Here is a 14,505-nt window from a genome sequence, read left to right on the forward strand (position 1 = left end):
TCGGACCCATCGCGTAGCGTGTTCGTGTCGGCGTGACCACCGGCACGACCACCGGCACTTCTACCGGCCCTTGGGGGACCTGTGCTCAACGAACTCGCCGCGACGGCGGCGCCCGTGCAGTTCACCACGCAGCAGGAGTGGATCAACGCGAGGGAGTCGACGGTCCACTCCGGGACCACGGACACGGACGGCATGCTCATCGTCTACATCCGCGACGCCGGACCCGGGGGCGCGGACCGGCCAGGATCCGCGACCCTCGCCGTCCGCCCGCCGGGCGCGGCGGACGGCGAGGAGACGGTGCTCCACGCCGCGGGGCGGCAGTTGGTGTTTCTCGCGGCGGGCTCCCGTGTCGAAGCGACGTTCCGGAGTGGCGCCGGCAGCCATGCCGTCCTGACCTGGTTCCCCTTCGTCCGGCCCTGAACGCCCGCCCGGCGCGGCCGGGTTGACCGAGCCGGCCGCACCCGGTCCGGGATGGCGGGCGATGCCACGTACGAGTGGTTTTTCCCTTCTCTCGCATGAAGTGCGAGATATCTCGGGATTCACTGATAAATGCTGTTGTCTCGCTCAGGGCGGGACACGCGTATTCATGGGGGTATCGCGATGACCGTTTCAGACTCCGTTCCGAGCGTGGGCTCGGGCGTCGGCCTGGGCTTAGGACCAGGACCGGACCCCGGCCCACGCCCCGGCCTCGACTCAGGCTCGGACCCCGGCTCCGGTTCCGTGCTGACCTGCCCCGTCCGGCACGATGTGGCGCTGGAGCCGGACCCGTTCATGTCGCGGATGCGGACCGAAGCCCCCATCGCCCGGGTGCGGATGCCCTACGGGGAGGGCGACTGCTGGCTGGTGACGCGGTACGCCGATGTCCAGACGGTCACCTCGGACCGGCGGTTCAGCCGGGCCGCGCTGATCGGGCGGGACTTCCCCCGGATCACCCCGGCGCCCATCGCCCAGTCCGAGGCGATCAACCTGATGGACCCGCCCTCGCTCAACAGAGTGCGCAGGCTGATCATCAAGGCGTTCACCACACCCCAGGTGGAGGCGCTGCGCCCCTGGACCCAGCAGACCGTGGACCGGCTGCTCGACACCATGGTGGCGAGCGGCTCCCCGGCCGACATCACCCACCATCTCGCCGACCAGCTGCCGCTGCTGACGATCTGCGAGCTGCTGGACATCCCCGAGGAAGACCGGCCCCGGCTGCGCGAGTGGGCCATGGCCATGATGTCCATGAGCGCCGCCGACGAGACCTCGGCGGTCGCCGCGAAGGCCGGCCTCCGCGCCTACTTCACCGAGCTGACCGCCGCCCGCCGCCGCACCCCCGGCGACGACCTGATCAGCGCCCTCGCCACCGCGCGCGTGGGTGACGAGATGCTCGACGAGGCGGAGCTGGCCGTCCTCGCCATGCTCCTGGTCGTCACCGGCCACGACACCACGACGTACGACATCAGTAACGTCATCTACACCCTGCTCACGCACCCCGCCCAGCTCGGCCAGGTGCGCGCCAGACCCGAGCTGCTGCCGCAGGCACTGGAGGAGCTGCTGCGCTTCATCCCGTTCCGGCAGGGGGTCGGTATCCCCCGGGTCGCGCTGGTGGACGTCGACTTCGACGGCGTCGTCATCAAGGCCGGCGACACGGTGCATGTCTCGTACCTCACGGCGAACCGGGACGATCTGGTCTACGACCGCCCCGACGAGCTGGACTTCGAGCGGCCGGACCCCGTCGCGCACATGGCCTTCGGCTACGGCAGCCACCACTGCCTCGGCTCCCATCTGGCCCGTATGGTGCTCCAGGTCGCCATCGGCACCGCAATCACCCGCTTCCCCGGACTCCGGCTGGCCGTACCGGCGGAGGAGGTGCGGTGGAACACCGTCTCGATCTGGCGTTACCCGCTCGCTCTCCCGGTTGCCTGGTAAGGACTGATCGATCATGGCAACTCTGTGCAGACCGGCGATCGCCGTCCCCGACCACGTCATCACCCGCGAAGAGACACTGGAACTGGCCCGCACACTCCACGCGGACCACCCCCAACTGGGCCTCGCCCTGAGGCTCATCGGCAACACCGGAGTCCGGACCCGCCGCCTGGTCCGGCCCATCGAGGAAACGCTCCAGCACCCCGGCTTCACCGCGCGCAACGCCGTCTACGAGGCGGAGGCCAAGGCGCGCGTGCCCGAGGTCGTCCGGCGCGCGCTGGACCACGGCCAACTCGCCCCCACCGACATCGACATGATTATCTATGTCTCCTGCACCGGATTCATGATGCCGTCGATGACCGCCTGGATCATCAACAACCTCGGCTTCCGCCCGGAGACCCGCCAGCTCCCCATCGCCCAGCTCGGCTGCGCCGCCGGCGGAGCGGCCATCAACCGGGCACACGACTTCTGCGTCGCCTACCCGGGCGCCAACGTCCTCATCGTGGCCTGCGAGTTCTGCTCCCTCTGCTACCAGCCGACCGACCTCGCGGTGGGCAACCTGCTCTCCAACGGCCTCTTCGGCGACGCCCTCGCGGCGGCGGTTGTGCGCGGCGACGGCGGCACGGGCGTACGGCTGGAGCGCAACGGATCCCATCTCGTGCCCGGCACCGAGGACTGGATCTCCTACGCGGTGCGCGACACCGGCTTCCACTTCCTGCTCGACAAGCGTGTCCCGGGCACCATGGCCATGCTCGCGCCCGCGATGCGCGACATGGCCGCGCCCCACGACTGGGACGTCTCCAACCTCGACTTCTATGTCGTCCACGCGGGCGGCCCCCGGATTCTGGACGACCTCAGCCACTATCTGGACCTGCCGCCGGAGATGTTCCGCTACAGCAGGGCCACCCTGACCGAACGGGGGAACATCGCCAGCGCGGTCATCTTCGACGCCCTGGAGCGCCTTTTCGTGGAGGGCGGCGCGGAGCACGGCGCCCGGGGCGTCATCGCCGGGTTCGGGCCGGGCATCACCGCGGAGATCACCCTCGGGACTTGGACGGACGCGGGCCGGGAGGATCCGCGGGAGGCGGCCCGGGAACTGGAGCTGGCCGTACCGGCAGCCGCGTTGCAGGGGGTGGGATCGGGAGCGGCCGACAGCTGACCGGCGGTGGCCACGCCCCGCGCCGGAGACGACCGGGGCAAAGCTTGCCGGGAGGGGCACTAGTCGCCGGTGTCCGTTGAGCCGGGGTCCGGTTGGCGCTTCAGGACCACGTAACCGGCCCCCTGGTCGAGGACCGTGTAGGTGGCCCTGGGGTGGAGCTGACCGGCGTAGATCACGGGATCGCGGGTGGCCCTGTTCTGGAGGGCGATGTAGTCGGGTGTGATGCCCTGCGTATCGCCCACCCAGAACACTCGGCAGCGCGAGGTGAGGTGGGCGAGCGGTCCGATGTTCGCCTCGACCGTCGCCCCGCTCGGTATTCGCGCCAGCATCTTCACTGCCACCTCGGCCTGCGGAGTCGTACGGTACGGATCCGGCTCGACCAGCGCCGCCAGCGGTAGCGACGTGGTCAGCGCGATCGCCGCCGCCGCGCTCGCGGCCGGGAGATGACGGGCGTACGCGAGCAGCCAGGGGCGCCGGCTGCTCCGCGTACGGTCCAGGGCGTCGACCAGCGCGAGCGCCACGACGGGCATCAGCACAGCGCTGTAGTGCCAGCCCGTGCCCCAGTAGTGCTCCTCGGCCGACAGGAAACGCCAGCTGAGTGTCGGCACGGCGACGATCAGAAGGGGGGAGCGCAGCGCGAGCAGCCCGGTCGTCGGCAGCAGCAGCCAGACCAGCGTGCGCACCTTGGTATCGAGGCCGTCGAGCGGCCCGCCCCCGCCGCCGACCTTCGACCAGTAGTCGTAGGTGTCGCTGGTGTTGAAGGCCGGGATGACGACGGTGAACACGAGCAGCGCCCACACCGCCGCCATCCCGGCCACCGCCACGCCCCATCCGACGGCCCGGGGCGAGGCACCTCGCGCCCGTACCGCCACGAGGATCCCGATCGCCGCCACCGTCAGCCCCAGATCCTCCTTCACGAACACCAGCGGCACGGCCCACAGCAGCGCCGCCCGCCAGCGCCGCATCAGCACGGCCTCCAGGGAGAAGGCGATCAGCGGCACGGCGAACGCGATCTCGTGGAAGTCGAAGGCCACGGCCCGCTGCACGCCCCAGGACAGCCCGTACGCGACACCGATCGCCAGTCCGCGCTTCGACCCGAGGAACCGCGAGGCCGCCCGGGTCACGGGGATGGCGGAGATTGCGAACAGCGCCGCCTGGGCGACCAGCAGGGTGACGGGGGTGGGCAGCAGCCGGTACGCGGGAGCGAGCAGCGCGGTCACGGGGCTGAAGTGATCACCGAGGACGTTGGTGCCGGGGCCCTTGATATCGACTATGGGCGCGCGGAGATGGGCGTAGGCACGTATCGCCTGTTCGAAGATGCCCAGGTCCCAGGACATGGTGGCGAAATTCCGGTACCGGCCGACGGAGACGATCGTGTAGGCGCAGAAGAGGAGAAGCGCGAGCGCGTACGGGTAGGGGTCGCGGAACGAGCGGGCCGTGGAGCGCACGCGGTCACGCACCCGCCTGCGGAGCTGGGGAACGGTGGAGGCGCGGAACGTGGGCAGGGTAAGACCGCTGAGGCTGACGCCGGGCACAGTGGGGATCCTTACTGCTGGTCAACGGGTGGTGCCGGCGACCGTCAGGGTGGGGTCGGAGGTGGGGGCGGTTGGGGTGATGGTGAGGGTCGGGAACAGGGACTCGGACGGGAACGAGGAGTCGGACGGGAACGGCGAGTTGGACGGGGACGGAGATGAGTCCGGAGGTTCGGGGCTGCCCGAGGGGACCGACTCCGACGGGTACGGGAGGGCGCTCGGGCCGCCGAACGATGGCGTACGCGTCGGGCCCGCGCTCGGTGTCGTTCCTGTCGGACCCGGGACCGTTCTGGCCGGTTCCGTCCCGGAGTGCGCGGGCGCGGCCGGCGGCTGCCCGGCGCGCGCGCCCGTCACGGCGAGCGCGCTCACCCCGGCCAGTACGCCCACCGCGCCCACCGCACCGGCCGCGGTGGCGGCCAGCCGCCACTGCCGCCGCCGCGTCCCGCGCGCCACGATCTCCGCGACGGGCGTGGGCGGCGGCGCGAGGCTCCGCGCGTCGTGGGCGGCCCGCTTGAGGGTGACGGCGAGCAACTCGTCGGCCCGGTCCCGGCTGTCTGGGGGGCCGTCGGGGGAGCCGTTGGGGGGAAGGCGGTCAGACACGGTATGCCCCCTGGTGGAGGGTGGTGTGCGCGAGCGGGGGTGAGGTGCGGTACGCGGGTGGGTATTCCGGTCCGGGGCCGGGTCCGGGGGACAGCTTCCGGAGCGCGGCGGTGCCGTGCGGCGAGGTGCCGGAGGCCGGACTGCCGGAGGCCGGGGCGGTGCGCGCAGGGGCGTCGTCCGGGGCAGAGTCGTCCGCGCCGATATCGTCCGCGCCTGCGTCGAGGTACGGCGCGAGCGCGCTCCGGGCCCGCGACAGATGGGTCTTGACGGTCCCCGGCGAGATCCCCGTCTCGGCCGCTATCCGGTCCACGGGCAGATCGCACACGTAATGCAGTACGGTCACCAACCGCTGCCGCGAGGACAGCCGCCGCAACGCCGCCACCAGCGCGACCCCGTCCGGCCCCGGCGCCGCCAGCTCCCGGGGCCCCGCCCCGCTCAGCCGCCGCCACGCCTCCACGGCCCGCCCGCGCCCGCGCCATCTGCTGATCGCCAGCCGGACGGCGACCGTACGGACCCACGCCTCGGGCCCGGCGCCCAGGTCCAGCCGCGCGCGCCGGTCCCACGCCCGTACGAACGCCTCCTGCACGACGTCCTGCGCCTCATGCAGATCACCGGTGAACAGATACACCTGCCCCACCAGCGGCTGTACGGAACGGGCGTAGAACTCCTCGAACTCCTCGACGGTCATGCGGCTCCCCGAACGTGGCCAGATCTCGCCGGGTATACGCCCCGGCTCACGATCCGGTTGACACCCTCAGCCGGAAATCTTCCGCCGCACCCGATCCGGTTCGGTCACCGCCCCCGGTGATAGGGGGCGTGGGGCTGCGGATGCCGGTGCCGGGGCTGTTCGTGAAGCCCTTGCCGGAGCCGTATCCCTGGACATACAGATCCGGCCAGCGAGATACGGGGAGAGGGACTCGCGCGCCCGCGCCCTCGCTCCCCCTACGCCTTCCGCAACTGCGCGAACGACGTCGCCAACCCCCGTTTCAGCGCCCCCGACAACGGCCGCTCCACGATCCGGTACACCAGCCAGCCCAGCACCATGAACCCGGCGATCACCGTGGCGACCAGCAGCCGGGGGTCCATCGTGTTCCGCAGGTAATGGATCACGGTCGTACCGGCCGCGTAGTGCATCAGGTAGAGCGGATACGTCATCGCGCCCGCTGTGACCAGCCACTTCCACCGGATGCGGTCCGTCGCGCCGAGGGCGATGGCGACCATGGTCAGCAGGAAGACCGTGAAGATCAGCACCGCTCCGCGCCAGCTCGACACATGCTCGACCTCGTCGATCCGTATCCCCAGTTCCCGCTGGCCCATGAGCCAGGCCATGGCGAGGATGCCCCACAGAAGCAGGTTCTGGCCGAAGCGGTGCATGAGGTAGAGAACGAGCCCCGCGATGAAGTACCAGGCGCCTTCCGGATTCGCCACCAGCTCCAGCAGGGGCAGCTTCGCGATCGGGGCGATCATGGCCGCCGCGCCCCAGACACAGCAGAAGACGACGACCTTGCGGTACGTGAGCCCGGTCCGCACCACCGCCAGGAACAGCAGATAGAAACGCAGCTCGGCCCAGAGGGTCCAGTACACACCGTCGACGTTCATGACGCCTGAACCCGACTGAAGCATCGTGAAGTTGAACAGGACGTCCCGCGTCGGCAGGTGGTCCCAGACGCCCGGGAACGCGACGAGTACGGACGTCGTGAAGACGATGGCGAACCAGTACGCCGGATAGAGCCGGATCACGCGCGACACGAAGAACTGCTTCGGCGAACGCCCCCAGCAGGACATACAGATCACGAAGCCGCTGATCACAAAGAAGATCTCGACGCCGATCCACCCGTAGGCCGCGAACCGGAAGACCGTAGGCATGATGTCGGACGCCGGCCGGCCCCAGATGAGATTGCCCGGCTGATCAACCCTGCGGGTGCCGGCGTAGTGGTGTACGGCGACCATCAGCGCGGCGAGAAGCCGGATGCCGTCGATGGCGTACAGCCGCCGGCCGACGCGTGAGCGGGCGCGGGCGCGGGCGCCGGTGTCGGTGACAGTGCCGGTGCTGGTGACGGCGCTTGGATGCGCGTGCCGTGAGTCCCCGGGGAACTGCTGAGACGCCTCCGTTCCGCTCTCCGTGCCCTGCGTCGACACCTGTCCGTCCTTACATGGGGATGGGGGATGGCCGGGCCGGGAGGCAACGGACGCCTCAAGCTACGACCGCCATAACCGCCACATATCGAACGGACACGCATATTCTTCGTGCTCTGGACAGGGATTTGTCACAACGCTTGCCGAATCACCGCCCAGAGTTCCCAGAGACTTAACCGCGCGCTTCTGGACGCTCCAACTGGGCGTTTCTCATACGCCGCTGGGCGCGGGTTAGTACCAAGAGGTAACCGGGGTGTACGGGAGCGAGGTGCTTGGCGCTGGGCCGCCCCTCCTCCTGTCAGTGTCGCGCCTCCGGGGGAGGTGTAAAGGGCGCTCCTAACGTCGCGTCGGCTGCGCCGACTCCGCTGCGCTCCGCCCTTGACACCTCCCCTTCCGGCGCGCGTACGGAAGAGGGGGGGCGGCCTGGGGGAGGGGGCCCAAGGGGTCCGCCGTACTGCCACTCGGCTCAGGGTCCGGCGGGCCGGTGGGCCCTGCGGGGCTGCGCAGCAGAGGAATGGGGTGACTCGGCCCCGTCTCGGCGGCCGACCGTCCGCTGTTGGTTGCGACTCAAGCCCCGCTGGTCACCGTTGCGTTGTGGTGCCCGGAAGGCGGACGGGTTCTGCCGCCCGGCCGGGTCTGCGGGCGGGGCATCCCCACTCGGTTGTCCCTTATGGGGTGGTTTGGTGGCCTGTTGGGGGTCTCGTCGGGCGGCACATGTGTCCTCAGGTGCGTTAGCGGCCCTTCTAGGCGCATGGACGGCCTTCAGGGGCCCACTTGGCGCCACCCGTGTCCCAGTAACCCCACAACCCACACTCGGTGACCAGCGGGGCTTGAGTCTCGGCAAACAGCGGACGGTCGGACGCTGAGCCGGTGTGGGGCCGCCCCATTCCTCTGCCGCGCAGCCCCGCAGGGCCCACCCGCCCGCCGGACCCTGAGCCGAGTGGCAGAACAGCGGACCCCTCGGGCCCCCTCCCCCCGGCCGCCCCCCCTCATCCGCACTTGCGACTCCGGGGGAGGTGTCAAGGGCGGAGCGCAGCGGAGTCGGCGCAGCCGACGCGACGTTAGGAGCGCCCTTTACTCCTCCACCGGAGGCGCGACACTGACAGGAGGAGGGGCGGCCCAGCGCCAAGCACCTCGCCCCCGTACACCCCGGTTACCTCTTGGTACTGACCCGCAGGTCCCGTCGACTTACCGAAGTGGCGTGTCGGTGGTGGGCGGTTGTGGGGTGTGGGGGTTCTTTCCGTGCGGGCTGTCTTTGGGGATGAGGAGCGCGCCGTTCGCTCCGAACGTCGCGATCAGCAGTGACAGGTGCTGACGGGCGGAGATGGGGGGTGGATCCGTTGTGGTCTGCGTTGTCATGGGGTGTTGTGCCCTCTCCTCGACGCGTGACGCGGGCGTGATGTGGGGGAACAGGGTTGCCCCCTGCCTGCGCGCCGGCATGAGGAAGCGGCGGGCGGGGGGCAACCCCTTACCTCTCCCCAATGGGGCGCGAGACAGGGAGAGTTGCGCCGGTCTGGGCAGGAACCTGCCGAGGAACGCGCCCGGACGTCGACGCGTAGTGACGGTAGCGTCACGGATGGGCGGGCCGCAACTGTGCCCCGTGGCATTCATGCCGCTGGTTGTATGGGCGGAGCCCCCCGCCGGGCTGGGCGAGGGGCTCCATGTGCAGGTCAGGCGGATTCAGACGATGAAGTGATCGAACTCGCCTGCTTTGACGCCTGCGACGAACGCGGCGAACTTGGTGCGGTTGGTAGTTGTAATGGTGTTCGGGTCGTCGCTCTCGCGCATCAGGATCGCACCGTCGTGTGCGGCAACCTCGACGCACTGCGGCCCGTTGCCCGAGAGTGACGATTTCTGCCAGTGGATCTCTCTGCTCATGCCTGATCTCTCACAGTTCTCGCGCGATGTGATGAACGAAGCTGCGCGACTCAACAGGCCCCAATGAAGCCTGCTCGGCAAAGTCGAGCAGCGTTCGATTGTTCTCCAGTTCGGTGGCACCGCCGAGGAAGCGGCCGCCGTAGAGGTTGTCGATGTGGACGGTATCGAACTGCGGGACGAGCCCGCTCGCATATAGCACGGTGTGGGTGAGGTCGATGAAGTCCTCGTTGGTGAAGGGGATGACCCGAAGCGTTATGCCCGGCCGTTCCGACATCTCGATGAGGTGCTCAAGTTGCTTGCGGGCGACCTGTCGTCCCCCGACACGCATGCGTAGCGCGGCTTCGTGAACGGTGGCCGTCAGGGCCGGAGGATTCTCGCGGTCGAAAATCCCCTTGCGTTTCATTCGGTGATCGACCCGAGCCTCCACCTCGTTGGCCGGCAGTGGTGGAAGCGATCTGCCGAACAGGGCTCGTGCGTGATCCTCCGTCTGCAAGACGCCCGGAAATGTCACCGGTTGGAGGTAACGCAGTTGTGCGGCGTGGTGCTCCAGCTCTGCGATGTCCAGGAAGCCCAGCGGCAGAACGCCGCGATAGTCGTCCCACCAGAACTGCCCGCGCTGTTCGTGCGTGATGGCGCACATCGCTTCGATCAACGCGGTGTCGTTGCACTCGTAGAACACGGCCAGTTTGCGGACCCGCTCCTCACTGATGCCGATCTTGCCTGCCTCGATGTGGCTGATCTTTGCCTGATCCGTGGCCAGAAGGCCGGCCGCTTCGCGGGCCGCTCTGTTCACGCTGTTGCGTAGCTTCTTCAGCTCTTCCCCGAGGCGCATCTGGCGCACCGTCGGATTGCTCCTTGCGGGCATGTCACCTTCCCCTGTCTGTGCTCAGTGTCGCGCGCATCCGTGTTGCGGGTCCACCAGTATCACCATTTCGAGTGGCTATATTGCGTCGTGGCAATTATGCGCCCTAAGGTTTCTGGTGCTGCAACTCCGCACGTCAGTAGGGGAGAACGACATGACCACCGTCAACGCCACCGCCCGCCCCGTACCCCCACCCCCGCCGCGCGGGGACACGTACCGGTTGGCCCTGCCCAACACCGCCGCCGCGCCCAAAGTCGCCCGGGACTTTGTGAGTTCGTTGCTGGGGATCAACCGGCACGGCGCGCTCATGGAGGACGCGCGGTTGTGTGTGACCGAGGTGGTGACCAACGCGCATCGTCATACCGCCACGCCGCTCATCCGGGTGCATGTCACGGTCGACCGTAAGCGGGTCACCGTCTGTGTCGCGGACGACGAGCCCTGGGCGCTGCCCGTTGCCGTACCGGTGTCGGACCGGGACAGCGGGCGGGGGCTGTTGCTGGTCGAGAGTCTGGCGTGGGCCTGGGGTGCGACCGTGCACGGGGGTTGCTCGCCGGGGCACAAGGTCGTCTGGTTCACGCTGGCCAGGCCGTCCGGTCCGCTGGAGACCGTATGACGCGGCCGGGTGACGGTGGCGGCGGCACGGCCTGGGACTTCGTCGTTACGGCGATCTGCCTGGGCGCCCTCGCCGGGGCTCTTGTCTTCGTGCCGGTACCGGTGCCCGTGCCGGAGTGGTTACGGCGGACGGGGGCTGAGGGGGAAGTAGCAGCTGAGGGGGAAGCAGTAGAGGAGGAGTCCGGGGTCCTTACCGCTTGGCCCCCGTCCTGAAAGTGTGGCGCGCCCACAGGTAGCCGACCAGGAGCAGCGCCCCGCACCAGGCGACGGCGATGACCGCGCTGTTGCCTATCCCGGTGCCGAGCCACAGGCCGCGCAGGGTCTCGATGACCGGGGTGAAGGGCTGGTTCTCGGCGAACCAGCGCAGACCTGTGGGCATGGACTCCGGCGGCACGATGGCGCTGCCCAGGAACGGAAGGAGCGTCAGCGGCATGGGGATGTTGCTGGCGGTCTCCGGGGTCTTGGCCACCAGGCCGATGCCCGTGGAGAGCCAACTGAGCGCCAGGGTGAGCAAGGTGAGCAGACCGATGGCGGCGAGCCACTCGACGGGCGTCGCGTTGGGGCGGAAGCCCATCAGCAGGGCGACGCCCAGGACGAGGGCTATGCCGGCCATCGTCTGGATCACGCTGCTGATGACATGGCCGGTCAGGAATGCGGTCCGGGAGATCGGCATCGTACGGAAGCGGTCAACGATGCCCTCGGTCTTGTCGACGCACACGCTGATCGCTGTGGTCAGAGCGCCCGAGGTGGCTGCCATGAGGATGATGCCGGGCGCGACGTAGTCGATGTAGTTGCCGGAGCCGGTGCCGGAGCCGGTTCCCGCTCCGGCTCCGGCTCCGTCGGCGGTGGGGAGGGCGCTGATGCCCGTGCCCAGGGTGCTGCCGAACACGTAGTTGAACAGCAGCAGCATCATCACCGGCATGCTGATGACCGTGAACGTCATCGACGGGTACCGCAGCGCCTTTTTGAGGTTGCGCCGCAGCATCGTCCTGGAGTCTCTGGCGGCGTAGGACACGGTGGCCATTACGCGTTCTCCTTGGGCTGGCCGGTGAGGGTGAGAAAGACGTCGTCGAGGTCGGGGGTGTGGACGGTCAGGGACTCGGCCTGGATGGCGGTGGTCTCCAGGGCGTCGAGCACGGCCCGCAGACTGGGAAGGGACCCGTTGCTCGGTATCTGAAGCGTGAGGGAGTCCTCGTCGCGTGTGCCGATGCCGAAGACGCTCGCGGCGGTGTCCAGGCTCTGGACATCGGTGAACCGCACCCGGATATGGCCGCCGGGGATGCGCTGCTTCAGCTCGTCGGCGGTGCCCTCGGCGATCAGCCGGCCGTGGTCCAACACGGCTATACGGTCGGCGAGTCGGTCGGCCTCTTCCAAGTACTGCGTGGTCAGGAAGATGGTCACGCCCTCGTCGGTCACGAGTTCCCGGATGATCTCCCACATGGTGCGCCGGCTGCGCGGGTCGAGTCCCGTGGTGGGCTCATCGAGGAAGATGATCCGTGGACCGCTGACCAGGGTCATCGCCAGGTCGAGCTTGCGCCGCATCCCGCCGGAGAAGGTGACCGTGGGGCTGTCCGCCACCTCGGACAGGTCGAAGCGGCGCAGCAGGTCCTTGGCGCGGCGCTTGCCCTCGCGCCGGTCGAGGTGGTGCAGATCCGCCATGAGGAGCAGGTTCTCCTCGGCGGTCAGCAGATTGTCGACGGCCGAGAACTGGCCGGTGACGCCGATCGCGGAGCGGACGGCGTCGGCTTCCCGGGTCAGGTGGTGGCCTGCGACCCAAACCTCGGGCTCGGCCGCGGTGACGTCCGTATTGGTGCTGGTGCCCGCGTCCGCGTCGGTGCCCGCGTCCGCGTTGATGAGTGTGGAGAGGATCTCTACCGTCGTGGTCTTTCCGGCGCCGTTCGGCCCTAACAGGGCGAAGATGGTGCCCTCTTCGATGTTCAGGTCGATGCCGTCGAGTACGAGCTTGTCGCCGTAGGACTTGCGCAGTCCGGTGGCGGTGATCGCCGGGGGCCGCGCGGATGTCTTCTGGGTGGGCATGCCGTTCTCCTTTCGGGGGAGGGGAAGGGAGGGGAAGCAGGAGTATCGGGTTCAGGCGCGGCGGATGATGATGTCGCCGGCCGCGGTCCGCGCGTACACCTCGACGGTCTCGTCGGAGTCGGAGGGGGCGGCGGCGGAGCCCAGCTCGCGGCGTACCGTGCCGAACTTGGTGTGCACGTCGAGCCAGGCCGCGGTGCCCTCGTGGACGCCCACTTCCAGCTCACCGACGGAGGTACGCAGATCGATGCGGCCGCGGGCCGCGTCATCGATCCGGATGCCGCCGTTCGCGGACACGGCGGTGACCCCGGCGTGGGTGACGCCGACCTCGATCCGGCCGTTGGCGGACCTGGCGTCGATGCCGCTGTGCGCGACCCCGACCGAGACGTCGCCGTTGGCCGCGTAGATTTTCAGCTCGCCGGTGACCTCGCTGATCCGCGTCGCGCCGTTGCCGTTCTTGACGGTCGCCGTGCCGGTGGCCGTGCCGACCTCGATCCGGCCCGCGCCGATGACCTCGATGTCCCCGGTCGAGCGGGCCAGCCGGATATCGCCCAGGTCGGTCTTGAGACCGGCGCCCGCCGCCTCTTCCACCTGGAGATCGCCGAGCGCGCTCTTGAGCGTGACTTCCCCGAGGCGGCCGTCGCAGTAGAAGCCGCCCATCGCCGTGGTGCCCCGGACATCCGACCCGAGGGGCAGTTCGACGCTCACCTCGATGGCCCCCGACTTGCCGAACAGGGACCTCTTCTTGGGTGTCCTGACCGTCAGACGGCCGCCCGAGTAGGTGACCTGGGTCTGCTGTACGGCACGTACGTCGTTCTCGTTGGATCCGTTGCGCGGCAGCACCTCGACCACGGTGTCGGTGCGCTTGCCGGCCGTGATGTGGGCGGTGCCGGCCTCCAACTCGAAGGTGGCGGAGATCGGTTCGGGGGTCTCGTACGTAGGCATGGCTGTGCCGTCCTCTTGGTGTGTGTGGTGATCCCGTCGGTGAGGCGGGTGATGTTGTGGGCGGGTGATGTGCGGGCGGGGCTCAGTTGATGAGTTCCAGTTGAGGAGGGGCTAGCGGACCCAGCCGGTGAATCCCCTGCCGCCCGAGCTGGTGCCCGTGCCGACCGAGCCCGTACTGCCCGTGCCCGTGCCCCTGCCGCGGTTCGGCGCGTTCGTGCGTTCCCCGTCGTCAAGGGCGGTGGACACGGCCCGTACCAGCCAGGCGTTGACGGACAGGCCCTCCGCCGCCGCCGCGCTCTCGGCGCGGCCCTTGAGGTGGGCCGGGAGGCGGAAGTTGATCCGCGCCATGGCGCCGTCGTCGGCGTCCGCCGGTGGCGATGCCGGTTCCGGTGCGGCGGCCGAGGAGGCGGAGGGCGTGACGGCGGAAGGCGCGAAGGCGGCGGCGGAGGCGGAGGGCGTGGCGGAAGGCGTCGTGGAGAGGGCGTCCGGCGGCGACGCCCGCGGCTCGTAGAACAGCTCAAGCGCGGGCGCCGCCGTCACCACGAACTCGGGGTCGAGCCCGCGCAGCCGCACATCGACCGACCCGGGCGCCAGCTCCCGGGTGACCTCGCCCATGGCCGCGGACAGCGCGTTGAGCAGGGTGAGGCGAGCGGCCGACTCCAGGGGCGCGGTGAGCCGCTCCGCGAGGGCGCGGGCTTCGTCACCGCCGGCGTTTGCCGCGATGGCGAGTTCTTGCCGGAGGTTGTCCACGTAGGGCGTGAGGTCCATGGTGCCATCATGGCACATCGATGGCGCCATGGCGAGCCATTGTGGCACCTTTTTGGCTCATGCGCTCTGAG

General features: G+C 69.4%; 13 protein-coding genes and 1 pseudogene. 4 read left to right on the top strand and 10 right to left on the bottom strand.

Translation table 11 applies throughout. The features are described 5' to 3' along the window. Positions 1-81 precede the first annotated feature (81 nt). The 3 genes from DVK44_RS19635 (at position 82) to DVK44_RS19645 (ending at position 3,067) form a co-directional block, all read left to right on the top strand. Positions 82-420: a hypothetical protein gene (locus tag DVK44_RS19635; protein WP_114660824.1), complete on the top strand. Its 339-nt coding sequence runs from the start codon at positions 82-84 to the stop codon at positions 418-420. A gap of 351 nt (positions 421-771) precedes the next feature. Continuing rightward, positions 772-1,911 carry a cytochrome P450 gene (locus DVK44_RS19640; protein ID WP_114665289.1) on the top strand — a complete coding sequence of 380 codons (1,140 nt, stop codon included), beginning with the start codon at positions 772-774 and terminating at the stop codon, positions 1,909-1,911. Positions 1,912-1,924: 13 nt separating this feature from the next. Further along, positions 1,925-3,067 carry a type III polyketide synthase gene (locus tag DVK44_RS19645; RefSeq protein ID WP_114660825.1) on the top strand — a complete coding sequence of 381 codons (1,143 nt, stop codon included), beginning with the start codon at positions 1,925-1,927 and terminating at the stop codon, positions 3,065-3,067. Positions 3,068-3,126: 59 nt separating this feature from the next. Here the strand turns inward: DVK44_RS19645 and DVK44_RS19650 are convergent, their stop codons facing one another. The 6 genes and pseudogenes from DVK44_RS19650 to DVK44_RS19675 all read right to left on the bottom strand — a co-directional run bounded on the left by DVK44_RS19650 (position 3,127) and on the right by DVK44_RS19675 (position 10,045). Next, the gene (locus DVK44_RS19650) at positions 3,127-4,527 is read right to left on the bottom strand and encodes a DUF2079 domain-containing protein (RefSeq protein WP_114665290.1); all 1,401 of its coding nucleotides are present in this window, start codon (positions 4,525-4,527) and stop codon (positions 3,127-3,129) included. Positions 4,528-4,623: 96 nt separating this feature from the next. After that, entirely contained in the window at positions 4,624-5,199 is a 576-nt protein-coding gene (locus DVK44_RS19655) for a hypothetical protein (protein ID WP_162793965.1), read from the bottom strand. 220 nt (positions 5,200-5,419) lie between these two features. After that, positions 5,420-5,887, bottom strand: a pseudogene (locus DVK44_RS19660) (SigE family RNA polymerase sigma factor); the annotation flags it as partial. 254 nt (positions 5,888-6,141) lie between these two features. Continuing rightward, complete coding sequence (locus tag DVK44_RS19665) at positions 6,142-7,338, bottom strand: acyltransferase family protein (protein WP_114660828.1); 1,197 nt, start codon at positions 7,336-7,338, stop codon at positions 6,142-6,144. Between the two features lie 1,677 nt (positions 7,339-9,015). After that, complete coding sequence (locus DVK44_RS19670; protein ID WP_114660829.1) at positions 9,016-9,213, bottom strand: DUF397 domain-containing protein; 198 nt, start codon at positions 9,211-9,213, stop codon at positions 9,016-9,018. A 10-nt stretch (positions 9,214-9,223) separates the two neighbouring features. Next, positions 9,224-10,045 carry a helix-turn-helix domain-containing protein gene (locus DVK44_RS19675; protein WP_228447646.1) on the bottom strand — a complete coding sequence of 274 codons (822 nt, stop codon included), beginning with the start codon at positions 10,043-10,045 and terminating at the stop codon, positions 9,224-9,226. Between the two features lie 184 nt (positions 10,046-10,229). Here DVK44_RS19675 and DVK44_RS19680 point away from each other — a divergent pair, with 184 nt between their 5' ends. Further along, positions 10,230-10,688, top strand: a complete 459-nt coding sequence (locus DVK44_RS19680; protein ID WP_114660831.1) for an ATP-binding protein — start codon at positions 10,230-10,232, stop codon at positions 10,686-10,688. A 189-nt stretch (positions 10,689-10,877) separates the two neighbouring features. Here the strand turns inward: DVK44_RS19680 and DVK44_RS19685 are convergent, their stop codons facing one another. The 4 genes from DVK44_RS19685 to DVK44_RS19700 form a co-directional block, all read right to left on the bottom strand. Further along, positions 10,878-11,711 (bottom strand): ABC transporter permease, encoded by an 834-nt coding sequence (locus DVK44_RS19685; RefSeq protein ID WP_114660832.1) that lies wholly within the window; start codon positions 11,709-11,711, stop codon positions 10,878-10,880. Beyond that, complete coding sequence (locus DVK44_RS19690) at positions 11,711-12,724, bottom strand: ATP-binding cassette domain-containing protein (RefSeq protein WP_114660833.1); 1,014 nt, start codon at positions 12,722-12,724, stop codon at positions 11,711-11,713. Before DVK44_RS19690 ends, DVK44_RS19685 begins: the two co-directional genes overlap by 1 nt. A 51-nt stretch (positions 12,725-12,775) precedes the next feature. Then, positions 12,776-13,666 (bottom strand): DUF4097 family beta strand repeat-containing protein, encoded by an 891-nt coding sequence (locus DVK44_RS19695; RefSeq protein WP_114660834.1) that lies wholly within the window; start codon positions 13,664-13,666, stop codon positions 12,776-12,778. Positions 13,667-13,777: 111 nt separating this feature from the next. After that, entirely contained in the window at positions 13,778-14,434 is a 657-nt protein-coding gene (locus DVK44_RS19700) for a hypothetical protein (RefSeq protein WP_114660835.1), read from the bottom strand. Positions 14,435-14,505 lie beyond the last annotated feature (71 nt).

The sequence above is a fragment of the Streptomyces paludis genome, assembly GCF_003344965.1.
In the GTDB taxonomy this organism is placed as follows: domain Bacteria; phylum Actinomycetota; class Actinomycetes; order Streptomycetales; family Streptomycetaceae; genus Streptomyces; species Streptomyces paludis.

Bases quoted from the DNA above. Each gene is read 5' to 3' on its own strand.
- DVK44_RS19640 (WP_114665289.1), top strand. From the start codon at position 772: ATGTCGCGGATGCGGACCGAAGCCCCCATCGCCCGGGTGCGGATGCCC.
- DVK44_RS19645 (WP_114660825.1), top strand. From the start codon at position 1,925: ATGGCAACTCTGTGCAGACCGGCGATCGCCGTCCCCGACCACGTCATC.
- DVK44_RS19670 (WP_114660829.1), bottom strand. From the start codon at position 9,213: ATGAGCAGAGAGATCCACTGGCAGAAATCGTCACTCTCGGGCAACGGG.
- DVK44_RS19675 (WP_228447646.1), bottom strand. From the start codon at position 10,045: ATGCGCCTCGGGGAAGAGCTGAAGAAGCTACGCAACAGCGTGAACAGA.
- DVK44_RS19680 (WP_114660831.1), top strand. From the start codon at position 10,230: ATGACCACCGTCAACGCCACCGCCCGCCCCGTACCCCCACCCCCGCCG.
- DVK44_RS19685 (WP_114660832.1), bottom strand. From the start codon at position 11,711: ATGGCCACCGTGTCCTACGCCGCCAGAGACTCCAGGACGATGCTGCGG.
- DVK44_RS19690 (WP_114660833.1), bottom strand. From the start codon at position 12,724: ATGCCCACCCAGAAGACATCCGCGCGGCCCCCGGCGATCACCGCCACC.
- DVK44_RS19695 (WP_114660834.1), bottom strand. From the start codon at position 13,666: ATGCCTACGTACGAGACCCCCGAACCGATCTCCGCCACCTTCGAGTTG.
- DVK44_RS19700 (WP_114660835.1), bottom strand. From the start codon at position 14,434: ATGGACCTCACGCCCTACGTGGACAACCTCCGGCAAGAACTCGCCATC.